The organism is Bradyrhizobium sp. CCBAU 53415 (assembly GCF_028128735.1).
Classification (GTDB): domain Bacteria; phylum Pseudomonadota; class Alphaproteobacteria; order Rhizobiales; family Xanthobacteraceae; genus Bradyrhizobium.
Genome location: NZ_LBJF01000001.1, coordinates 356128 through 367163 on the forward strand (window position 1 = coordinate 356128; position 11036 = coordinate 367163).

Sequence of the window (11036 nt, forward strand, 5' to 3'; positions counted from 1 at the left end):
GATTGGCCGTCATCAAGATCAGCCGCGAGGATACGCTCATGTCTGCCAGCCAAGCGCCCGCCAGCAAATTCGCCGTTGTAACCGGAGCCTCTACCGGAATAGGTCTGGAACTCGCAAGGTGCTGTGCCGAGGATGGCTTTGATCTCGTCATCGTTGCGAACGAGGCTGCAATCGAGACGGCTGCGGCCGAGTTGCGCAGCCTTGGCGGAAGCGTAGAAGCCGTGCAGGCCGATCTCTCCACCATCGAGGGCGTCGACAAATTATGTGCGGCGATCGGCGACCGGTCGATTGATGCGCTGCTGGCCAATGCCGGCGTCGGGCTCGGCAATGCTTTCCTCGATCAGGAGTTCGGTCGGATCAGGCGCGTCGTCGACACCAATATCACCGGAACGCTCTATCTGATCCATCGCGCCGGGAATGAGATGCTCCGGCGGAACTCAGGTCGTATCCTGATCACCGGCTCGATCGCCGGTTTCACCCCTGGCAGCTTTCAAGCCGTCTACAACGGCACCAAGGCATTCCTCGATTCTTTCTCCTTCGCGCTGCGCGAGGAGCTGCGCGACAGCGGCGTGACCGTCACGTGCCTGATGCCAGGTGCGACCGAGACCGAGTTCTTCCGGCGCGCCGACATGATGGACACCAAAGTCGGTACCGACAAGAAGGACGACGCACGGGAGGTCGCGAGGGCCGGCTTCCATGCGATGCTGCGCGGAGAGTCAGACATCGTCACGGGAATGAGGAACAAAATTCAGACGACGGCGGCCAGCGTCACGCCGAACGAGGTGCTGGCCAGGCAGCACCGCAAGATGGCGGAGCCTGGCACCGCGAAATCGTGAGGCTATGTGTCCATTCATCGGGCCGTGAGAGCGCCACGGCAATGATCAAGTTGCCAACATCAGAGGCTCTTCCGAATCGCCCAAAGCTTGCCGTCGCGCCATTCCGACAAGAGGAAATCCAATCGCAGGCTTAATGCAGGTCTGCCAGTGCATTTGGCGGAATGGCGGTTGATCTTGCTGGCAAATCATACGCCTCTTAATCAGCGGGTCCCAGGTTCGAGCCCTGGTGCGCCCACCAATCAAAAATCCTTGGCTCCCAATAACTTCGCCGGATGTTGGTGGAGAACAAAACGGGTCTCATGCGACGTTTATCGCGGTCGATGTTGCGCGGCCAGATGCCGTGCGACTTTTCCTTGGTTTCTCGTCAGCGCGTTAGATCCGATCGTGCAGGCCGATTACGTGCTCGTCGTAGAACAGGATATTGCAGCGAGCAAAACGGACAATCTCTTCTGGCCGTCGCAGCCATACTGCTTGCTGCAGAACTCAAGCCAGATCGTCCAACGCAGCAGCCCCTTCGGAGAGATAGGTGGGGTGTGGGCTTGGGAGTCCCCCTTTGTCCTGGCCTCGACCGGCCGACCAGTGGCAAGCTGTTCTTCCCCGATCTGAACTGACGGACTTGGAAGGATTGAGCCAGACAGGGGAATTGTGTGGTTAGATTGCCGAGCTCTCGTCCCTTGCGATGCAGGCTGGTTGACCAGATTCACGGACAAGCGAGTGGAGAAGACAGGCCGCCATGGCGTCTCGCTGAAATCTATTTTTCCGGCAAAGCGTACGCCACCAAGGAGTCGCCGATGGGCGTCTCCATGAAATGGTGGCCACCTGCCATGATGACGATGTACTGGCGGCCGCCAACCTCATAGGTGATCGGCGTGGCCTGGCCGCCGGCAGGAAGCACGTCGTCCCACACCGTCTTTCCGGTCTCGATGTCGATCGCCCGGATCAGATTGTCGGTCGTCGCTGCGATGAAGATCAGGCCGCCGGCGGTCACGACGGCACCGCCATTGTTTGGCGTCCCAATCCGGATCGGCAGCATCGACGGGATCCCGAATGGGCCGTTCGTCCGAGCTTCACCCAACGGGCGATCCCAGAGCGTTTTGCCGCTCTTCAGATCGATGGCTCGGATTCCGCCATAGGGCGGCTGCTTGCACAACAACCCGGTGCCGGGCAGCCGCCATCCGGCATTCACGTTGATGGCATAGGGCGAACCGAGCTGCGGATCGCCCGCGCCTTCTTGCCCTCCGATTTCGCCGCGCGCCTGGTCCCGCGGCGCCCAGCCTTTGCGATTGGCTTCGTCGCGCGGCACCAGCCGATTGTAGTTCGGCATGTCGTTGTAGTTGGCAACGATGATGTCGCGAACGGGATCGACGGCGATACCGCCCCAATCGGAGCCGCCATTGTAGCCCGGATATTCGATCCAGTGCGGGCTTGCGGTGGGTGGTGTGAAAATTCCCTTGTAGCTCGCCCGGCGGAACTGGATGCGGCAGATCATCTGATCGATCGGCGACATGCCCCACATGTCGCGCTCGGTGAGATCGGCCTTCCGCAGCGTATGATACAGCGAGAAGGGCTGGGTCTTGGCGCGCTGCGCAGGCTCGACGCCGCCTTGCGGCACAGGTCTCTCCTCGACGCCGACGAGCGGCTTGCCGGTGCGCCGGTCGAGAACGAAGATGTCGCCGCGCTTGCTCGGCAGAATGAGCGCCGGCACCGGTGTGCCGTTGTCTGTGGGGAAGTCGACCAGCGTCGCTTGCGAGCCGAGATCGTGGTCCCAGACGTCGTTGTGCACGGTCTGGAAATGCCAGGCAGGCTTGCCGGTCGTGACATCGAGCGCGACCAGGGACGTCGCGAACTGCTTCTCCCGGTTCGAGCGGCTGCTGCTCCAATAGTCGACGGCGGAAACGCCGAGCGGCAGATAGACGAGCCCCAGTTCCTCGTCGCCGGAGGCAGTCGTCCACATGTTCGGCGTGCCCCTGGTGTAGGTCTGTCCCATCGGCGGCAGGGCCCCTGCGTCAGGCTTGGCCATATCCCAGGCCCAGCGCAACGCGCCGGTCCGTGCGTCGTATCCCTGGATCACGCCCGAGGGAGCATCCCGCTTCTGCCCATCCAGCACTTCGTGCCCGACGACGACGATCCCACGAACGATCGTCGGCGCCGACGTAATCGCGAACATGCCGGGATCGTGCCGGCCGACTCCCGTCGCGGTGTCGACCTGACCGTCATATCCGAATGCCTCGCAGCGCTTTCCGGTCGTCGCATCGATTGCGATCAGGCGCGCATCGAGCGTTCCTTCGATAATGCGGCGGGCGCAGGCGGCGCCCTGATCGGCATTGGGCAGCTCGTAATATGCCAGACCCCGGCAAGCTGCGGTGTACGGAATGAATTCGTCCGGGACACGCGGGTCGAATCGCCAGATCTGCTTGCCGCTCTGGGCGTCAATGGCAAGAACGAGGTTCTTGGGGGTACACACGTAGAGAGTATCATCTACCTTGAGCGGTGTGTTCTCCGCGCCGTAGGTGCCTTTCGTGTTCTTGGTCGGCAGGTCGCCGGTGTGGAACGTCCAGACCTTGGTGAGCTTGGCGACGTTCGTCGCATTGATCTCGTCGAGCGGCGAATAGCGGCGCGCGCTGTAGCTGCCACCGTAGGCGGGCCAGTTTGCGCCCGTTTTCAGAGGCGAAGGATCGGCCATCGCGTTCGTCTGCGGTGGCAGCGCGGGCACCGTCGCCCTTGCCGGATGGAAAGCCCCCGTCATCAAGGCAGTCGTGGCAGCCAACAACAGGAATCCAACGAGGATGGTAGCTATAGGCTCATATTGATGACGTATCGGGCGGAGCTTCGGGGTGAGCGCCAGAACGGCGACCAGCAACAAACTCGGGCCGACGGTGCGCGGGACCAGCGCCCAACCATTGACGCCAACTTCCCAGAACGCCCATGCGAGGGTAAGCAGGAACAGAAGCAGATAAAGCCACGCGCCTTCAACGCGCCGGCGGGCCAACAGAACACCCGAGACGATCAGGACAATTCCGCTGGGCAAGTAATAGAACGAGCCTCCCAACCAGAGCAGCCAAGCACCGCCGGCCCCGAGCACGAGGCCGATGAGAACCATGACGCCTCCGAGAACAAGTGCCGCCCAATCGGTTGCGCGATACGTCTGAGCCATTGCCGAACTACGCACGATGAACTGTTTGCTTCATGATCCAAGGAAGGCCCATCGCTTTGGTTCCTCCACAAGGAGGTACGTTCGCGCACCATGACGGCGTCCTTGGTCAGTTGTTCAATAGCTTGGAACCTGTGCAGCGGCGGGAGGTTTTCGTCATTCATGCAGCTTGGCGAGTTCGCAATGGACGTGAACAGAAGCGCTACAAATGCTGAGCCGCTGAACGCGGGTAGCCGCGGGCCCCTGCGCAGGTTCATCTCCGTCGCAATGGCCCTTTGGGTCAGGCTAGGCGATCACAATATTTCGGTTCTGTCCGCCGCCGTTGCCTTCTATTCCTTTCTCTCGATCTTCCCCGCCATTGCCGCGCTTGTGTCACTCTATGGGCTAGTCGCGGACACCAATGACATCGTGCGGCAGCTCAACGCGCTCCAGGTCATCCTGCCGGGGGAAGCGACCGCGCTCATTTCAGAACGGTTGAAGGCGCTCGAGCAGGGCGCGCGTCCACCTTTCGGCGTCGGGCTGATGGTGAGTGTCGGAATTTCGATCTGGAGCGCGCGCTACGCGACCGGGACACTGATGACTGCCTTGAACGTGACTTACGGGGTCTCCGAGGAGCGCGGGCTTGTTCTCTTCAATGCGGTCGCGCTGTCGCTGACCATGGCGTTGATCGTCCTTGCCGGTGGCGCCGTGATCCTGATCGCGGTGATGCCTCTCCTGCTTAGCTCCTTACCAATTCCGACTGGCTGGCAGGCTGCGGCCATGTGGATACGGTGGCCGCTCCTGGTGTGCACGATCATCGCCATTATCGCTCTGCTCTATCGGTACGCACCCAATCGACTCCACCCGAGATGGGACCTTGCTTCGGCCGGCGGGCTCCTCGCAACAACCGGATTGATTGCGGGTTCATACGCATTCTCAACGTATGTGAACACGTTCGCCGCCTACCAGAAGACCTACGGTTCGCTCGGCGCAGTTGCGGTGTTGATGACATGGCTCTGGGTTGCGGCATATTCCATTCTGGCGGGCGCTGAGCTCAACGCCGAGATCGGGAGGCGCCTGATTCAGCGATAGCTGTTGGCGCATCATTGTCGCCAGGGGAGGGCGGGACCTGTTCGGTGAATCGCCCCATCGGACCTGCTCGGACCATAAGGGTAAACGACTGATACTGGCGTCCGACATCATCCCTGTCACTGGGGGCGGCAATCGTTCGACAAGCGTCCGCGAGGACGAGGGCCGCGTGATGGGAGAGTGCCAGGAGCCGCGCAGGATCACGCTCGCAGCTTGCGACCTGGGTCAAAACCTCGATCAGCCGGATAGAGACCACGGGCTGAGCGCCGGCGCTTTGCCTGATCATGTGGAACATCGTGCCGAGCAGCTCCTCGTATTGCACGAGCGGCACCACCAGGACCGGCTGGCCGCCTCTAATCGAGATTCCCGTCGGGAGGTGCAACGGCACGAGATCGCATAAAGCTGCTCCCAGCCGGTCCAGGACCGCGAGCGCAGTATGCGGGTCGTTGATGCCGGGAGAAAGTGCTCTGACCGCGACCTCGACGAGTTGGCGGACCGCAAAGCGCAAGTCGGAGGAAATGCTGCTGCTTGCACCCAGCGCCGTCGCATTCCGGATCGCGGCCTCGGCGCCGTCGATTGGAGGCGTGACCAGACCGACCGTCGCCCCCGGGAAGACATAGTCGCCGGGCCCGACGAGTAGCCGAATGGTCACTCTGTGGTTGGCCGCCCAGGTGGCCAGGCCCTCCTCGTCGAGATGCTGCAGATAGCCGCGCCGCGTGGCCTTGAGAGGCAGGGACCCGATCCAGAATTCCTCCGGGGGCGATTTCGGTTGCGGATCCATGACCGTAAGCTGCTGGATCGCGGCCCTGAGGTCCTGACTGACAAGCTCTACGACCGTTTCCACGTTTATCCGCCCGGCGACGTGACCGACGAAATAGACGAGCATGGCGACACATGCGAACGCGAGCACGATGCCAACGCTCAGCGCCAGATGGGGAACGAAGCCGCCCTCGGGCTCGGTCCGGATGCTTCTCAGCACGACGAGGGCGTAACAGAACGTGCCGAGCAACATCCCCAGCGTGAATTGATTGCCACGATCGCGCGTGAAATTGCGCAGCAGCCGGGGGCCCATCTGACCCGCGGCCAGGGACAGTGCGGCAATGGTGATCGAAAAGACGGTCCCGGCTACGCCGATTGTCGCGCCCGCCACGGCGCCGAGCAGGGTGCGGGCGCCGGTCGCGCCGCCATCGTAGAGCCAATCCTGCAGAGCAGGGAGCGAGACGGAGTCGCTCTGGTCGAGATGAACGAGCGCGAAAGCAAGGAGCAAGCTGGAGAACACCATGAGCATGGGCACCAGCCAGAATGTCTCGGCCAGGTCGGCTAGCAGTTTCTCAAGGCGTGTGAACATTCAAGAGCGGGATCCCGAAGCAAATCAACGTCGAACTGAAGACCAACAGATGGAGATCGCAAGCCTGCGGGGCGGCCTGATGGGCCGCCCCGTCTGGACAAGTCTATCCGTTCGGATATTTGAATTCGGGCGCTGACTTCAGCTGGTCGGCGGTCGTGTCCATCGTTGCGGACCACTTCTTGGCTGCATGGTCGAACTTCAGATTGATCGCCGAAGGTCGCACCGCAACGTAATGGTCACCAATGCCCAGGAACCCGCCCACGGAAAGGATATAGCCGTCGATCCCGTTCTCGTTGAGTGCCACATCCTTGATCGTTCCGATATCCTGCTTGGCGTTGTTGTACACCTGCAGGCCCATCAACTGCGAGCTCAGGCCGTCCTTGGAGGGCACCGCCGTAAAGGCGCCGCCAGGGCGCTCCGAAGTCGCATTGGCGCTGTTGCTGGAGACGCTTGCGTCGGAGGAGGTCTTCTGCGCGTTAGCGCCGACCGTTTTCACCTCGGCGAAATCGTTCGGGCCAACGAAGATTGTCACCGGATTCCCCGACCGATCCTTGGCCTCCACCAGAAACGACTGCGGCCGCACCTTGACTTGGGTGAAACCCGCCTGTTGCAGGTCATTGACCATCTGCTGCCGAACGTTCGCCTGGCTGCCGCCGGACTGCATCGCGTCGGCCTTGTTGACCCCCTTGCTTGCGGCGCCATCGGCGGAATGGTCCGACTGATTGCGGCTCGTGTTCTGCACGGTGCTATGGTCCGCCGGAGCGGCGGCTTGCGGAGCGCTTTGCGCCGCCGCGAGGGAAGATGCGCCGACGAGAAGGGCGGCGGCGGTGAATGACGTTGCTTTCATAGTTGCTTTCATAGATGGATCTCCGTTGCTTGGTTCTCTGAATTAGGTCTCATCCCAACGACCGATGGCGCCAGGACGCTATGCGGCCTAGGGGCATGGATGTCTGTCGCCGTCGTAGCCCAGATAGGTACCGGAGCTCGGGTCGTAGGATTTGTATCGCTGCGAACAGTAAGCGTTGTTCTCGGCGGCTTGCGCTCGGCTGTTAGCCACTGCGCTTCCGATCGCTGCACCTGCCACGAAACCGCCTACGGCGGGCCCCCAGCCGCGGCTGTAGCGGTGCCGGTATCCGTCCCGCCAATGGCGATGCCAACCATGGTGGCGGTCATGCCTCCACTGAATCTGCACCACATTGGCATCGCTGTTGATCAATCCGCTTGCGGCCGCCATTGGCGCGGCTTGCGCGGAAGTTCCGACCGGGATCGCGAGGGACACCACGGCGGCGGCGAGGTACCATCTGCTGGAACGGTTACAGGTTCTCATCAGCTCTTCTCCCTTGGCTCTTCACTGCATCAAGGAAATGCGCAAGCAGAGGTGCCGTTGCAGAAACAGTTGGTACAGATGTGTACTTGCCGTGTCTGGAGCTGCTTCTGATGACGAGATCAACTGTCCGGCCAACAGGGCAACATTGTCGCCCCATGTGCGGAAGCGGACAACGCGTGCGCCGTTCGATGCGGCTGTGGCTTGATCATCGCCTCGCCGTCGCTACGAATGGAAAAACTCTGGATTACGTAAAAGCTCGTGGGTTCCCGTGCGAATAGCCGTTATCGATGACGAATACTTCATTGCCGATGATTTCGTCACCGGCCGATTAACCCGTACGTCGTCGAGAAGCCGACTTCGATTTCCGACGTGGTGGATCGGCTCTCCCGAAATGCGGTGGGGCGCTCCGATCAAAACGCTTTGACTAGCTGCAAAGGGGGGCGCCGCGTGCTCGGCTCTACCGGCTTCCGACTGCCGGTACGTTGGCGCACCCACCGCTTGCCATCGAGAGCACCTGCCGGTCGGAACATCGACAGTTCGTGACGATTGTCGTCAAGGTCGGCGAGAGGGCGAAGCAGGAGCTTGGCATGCTGAAGTGGGCATTGATATTCTTCATCATCTCTATCGTGGCCGGATTGCTCGGCTTCAGCGGAATCGCTGCTGGTGCGTCCACCATCGCCAAGTGGCTGTTTTTCGCAGCCGTGGCGATCTTCCTTGTGTTCGTGGTTCTGGCCTTCCTGGCAGGAGAGGTGATCCTGTAGCCGCCATCAGCGACCACGTTTTCTTGCCCTCAATGGTTGGGGGAGGCCGCTCCGCACCAGGTGCGACAATCTGGAGACGCGCCCGGACCGATCGGGGCGAGGCGTTCTACCCGTTGCGCAACCGTTTTCCGGATGCCGCTGTTGAGATCAGCTCTCCGTTTCCAGTTCAAGAGAAGAAATATGCAAGCGCCAACACCACGTAAACACCGATGAGCAGTGCGCCTTCGAACCAGGTGGTCTCGGCGTCTCTGGTGATGGCATTTACGATGAACGCGGTGCCGGCAATAGAAAATAGGTCGACGGGATTCTGGAAGACGAGGGTCATGGGCTTCCCGATCGCCCAGGAAAAGATGACGAGAAGCGGAGCGACAACTAGAGCAATCTGGATCGCCGATCCGATGCAGAGCGTCATCACAAGGCCCATCCGGTCGCGCCGAGCAAACCAGACGGCTGCAAATATGTCCGAACTGGTGCCGCCCAGCGCGAGCACCACAACGCCAAGAAAGAGGGGGTGACGCCCGTGGATTTGGCTGCCTCCATCAGGGCGCCGGAGACGAAGTCGCTCTGCAGGGCCGCCGCGCCGGTACATGCCATCAACACGATCAAGCATATGGGGGCCGACCAGGCCGATTTGACCGAAGCCTCCTCATTGGTTGCGAAGATGTTTCTGTGAGTGATGAGGGTGAAGACGAGATTTCCGGAGTAGAGAATGAGCAGCACGACAGACACGGCCAAGCTGAGCCGCTCATCGGAGGCCCCCACATCGTTGACATGACGAATGCTGCGGCCGGTGTAGTCGAAGACTGCGGGAAGCAGAAGAGCGATGACGGACAAGACCAGCATGCTTGACAGCAACCCGGCGCGCGCTTGGGTGAAGCTTTGGTGCTCGCGATTCAACCCGGCGGCGACGATGGCCATTCCCAACCCCAGCAAGCAGGTCGCCGCTATAGACCCGGTGATCTGGGCGTGAACAACCTCAACATGACCGCGCGCGGCGATCGGGGTAATCGGAACAAACACCAAAGGGACGACACGAGCAATGGTACCGTATTGCACGAGAGCATCCTTTGCTTGGAGACCTAGACTCGTCAAGATCGTAATCGGCGTCCCGGCTGGTGCGCATGTAGAGGTGGATGATTAACCGCCGTCAGGCCCGGAATTTGCTCGGCATGAGACACGGGGGCGGGTGCACGCCGAGCCTCCAGATCAGCGCATGCGTCAACAAGGCGGGGGCCGGTCGCGTTCCGTGCGTCGGCTCACTCTCTGTACGTGACTGGACAACGCCGCCGCAACGCCGGCGCGCCGCACGCCGAGGACCTGCGTCATGCATCGGTGCGTGAGCGGAATTTCGGAAGAGGCCAGTTTGTCCGCGGCGACCAGCAGCCACCGAGCCAATCGCTGTTGCAAGCTGTGGCACGAGTTGCACGCAGCCAGCTGTGAGCTCTGGATCAACGTCGCCTGCACATACCGCAGCAGTAGTTTCTCGATGGCGACGTCCTCCCTCATGAGCTCGATCAGCGAGTCGGCTTCTATCCGTCGCGCGCTGCCGGCAATTTGGACCATGCATCGGTGTTGGGGAAATCCGCATGCCAAGGATCCAAGGTATGCCGACGAAATCCTTTGCTCCAACCGTCTGAATTTCGACGGGAATTTCCGGCTCTGGCGGTGAGCGAAGCCGCGCCGTGTTCGATGAAGTGGGCATATTGCATGGGAAGATGACGCTCCTGCATCATCATCTGCGTCGGCTTCAGTCGGACATCGTCGCAGCGACCAGCCAGCAGGCTGCGCGATCGAGGTGGCAGGCGGCGGATCAGATCATTGTTGGAGTTAGGCGCATGCGCCGATTTGCTGCGCTCTCGCGCCGGTCCGAACGGTGGCGCTATATGGGAGCAGTCCGGAACGTAGTCATGGCGGACGACGGGCAGATCATGTCGCTGCTCGTCGAGGCTTCAGGACGAAGGATGAGCCGGAATTTATCTCCCGGATTCCATTCAAGCGGGTCCTGCGTCCGCTTCACGAAGGAGCAATCGTGGCCGATTTTTCCGACTTGAGGTCGCGGGAATACGGTCTCTTTGTCGATCCTGGCCAGGCCCAGGACGAGCTGCACGAGTTCTCGATCTCGAAGGTCATCGGGGACTATGCGCGGTTGCAGGCAGGACATGGCTACGGTTATGTCTCCGATCTCGTTTTCGACAACGGCGGAAAGCTCGCGGCCGTCGTGATCTCCCGCGAAGCGTCTGCTGGCGGAGGGACCTATGCCTTCCCGTACCCGGGCCAAACGGGGCGATGGAGCCCGAAGCTGAGCTATTATGGCTTGCCTTACGTTACAGCGGATCAAGCAAACAAGGCCGGCTTGCGGCTCGACATGAGGGAGTTTCAGAACTCGTGAGGAACCAAACGTCCGCCTGACGGCTTCCGGTGACGTGCACGGATCCTGGACACTTGGCGTCGCAGCAAACTGATGCAGTCACGTCTTCGAGCGTAGCAAAAGTCTTCCCCTCCTGAAGCTGCATTCGAACGTGGCTGCATCAGAGCCTCTCATACA

10 protein-coding genes are annotated in these 11036 nt (G+C 61.2%); 4 read left to right on the plus strand and 6 right to left on the minus strand.

Features of this window, described 5'->3' with window-relative positions; genetic code table 11:
- Window positions 1-38: 38 nt before the first annotated feature.
- Complete coding sequence (locus tag XH87_RS01565) at window positions 39-836, plus strand: SDR family NAD(P)-dependent oxidoreductase (RefSeq protein ID WP_271586567.1); 798 nt, start codon at window positions 39-41, stop codon at window positions 834-836.
- A gap of 751 nt (window positions 837-1587) precedes the next feature.
- On the opposite strand, the gene XH87_RS01570 is transcribed toward XH87_RS01565, so the two are convergent.
- Window positions 1588-3990 carry a membrane-bound PQQ-dependent dehydrogenase, glucose/quinate/shikimate family gene (locus tag XH87_RS01570; RefSeq protein ID WP_271585906.1) on the minus strand — a complete coding sequence of 801 codons (2403 nt, stop codon included), beginning with the start codon at window positions 3988-3990 and terminating at the stop codon, window positions 1588-1590.
- Window positions 3991-4149: 159 nt separating this feature from the next.
- Here XH87_RS01570 and XH87_RS01575 point away from each other — a divergent pair, with 159 nt between their 5' ends.
- Complete coding sequence (locus tag XH87_RS01575; RefSeq protein ID WP_271585907.1) at window positions 4150-5058, plus strand: YihY/virulence factor BrkB family protein; 909 nt, start codon at window positions 4150-4152, stop codon at window positions 5056-5058.
- Here XH87_RS01575 and XH87_RS01580 read toward each other — a convergent pair.
- The 3 genes from XH87_RS01580 to XH87_RS01590 form a co-directional block, all read right to left on the minus strand.
- Entirely contained in the window at window positions 5021-6403 is a 1383-nt protein-coding gene (locus XH87_RS01580) for a DUF2254 domain-containing protein (protein WP_271585908.1), read from the minus strand. The two genes, XH87_RS01575 and XH87_RS01580, sit on opposite strands and share 38 nt — an antisense overlap.
- 103 nt (window positions 6404-6506) lie before the next feature.
- Complete coding sequence (locus XH87_RS01585) at window positions 6507-7262, minus strand: PRC-barrel domain-containing protein (RefSeq protein ID WP_271585909.1); 756 nt, start codon at window positions 7260-7262, stop codon at window positions 6507-6509.
- Between the two features lie 75 nt (window positions 7263-7337).
- The gene (locus tag XH87_RS01590) at window positions 7338-7730 is read right to left on the minus strand and encodes a BA14K family protein (RefSeq protein WP_271585910.1); all 393 of its coding nucleotides are present in this window, start codon (window positions 7728-7730) and stop codon (window positions 7338-7340) included.
- Between the two features lie 587 nt (window positions 7731-8317).
- Between XH87_RS01590 and XH87_RS01595 the strand changes: the two genes are divergently transcribed.
- The gene (locus XH87_RS01595; RefSeq protein WP_035711834.1) at window positions 8318-8491 is read left to right on the plus strand and encodes a DUF1328 domain-containing protein; all 174 of its coding nucleotides are present in this window, start codon (window positions 8318-8320) and stop codon (window positions 8489-8491) included.
- A 166-nt stretch (window positions 8492-8657) separates the two neighbouring features.
- Here the strand turns inward: XH87_RS01595 and XH87_RS01600 are convergent, their stop codons facing one another.
- Window positions 8658-8984 carry a hypothetical protein gene (locus XH87_RS01600; protein ID WP_271585911.1) on the minus strand — a complete coding sequence of 109 codons (327 nt, stop codon included), beginning with the start codon at window positions 8982-8984 and terminating at the stop codon, window positions 8658-8660.
- Complete coding sequence (locus XH87_RS01605; RefSeq protein ID WP_271585912.1) at window positions 8903-9547, minus strand: hypothetical protein; 645 nt, start codon at window positions 9545-9547, stop codon at window positions 8903-8905. The genes XH87_RS01600 and XH87_RS01605 overlap by 82 nt, the downstream gene beginning before the upstream one ends.
- A gap of 973 nt (window positions 9548-10520) precedes the next feature.
- Here XH87_RS01605 and XH87_RS01610 point away from each other — a divergent pair.
- Complete coding sequence (locus XH87_RS01610; RefSeq protein WP_271585913.1) at window positions 10521-10880, plus strand: PRC-barrel domain-containing protein; 360 nt, start codon at window positions 10521-10523, stop codon at window positions 10878-10880.
- Window positions 10881-11036: the final 156 nt, after the last annotated feature.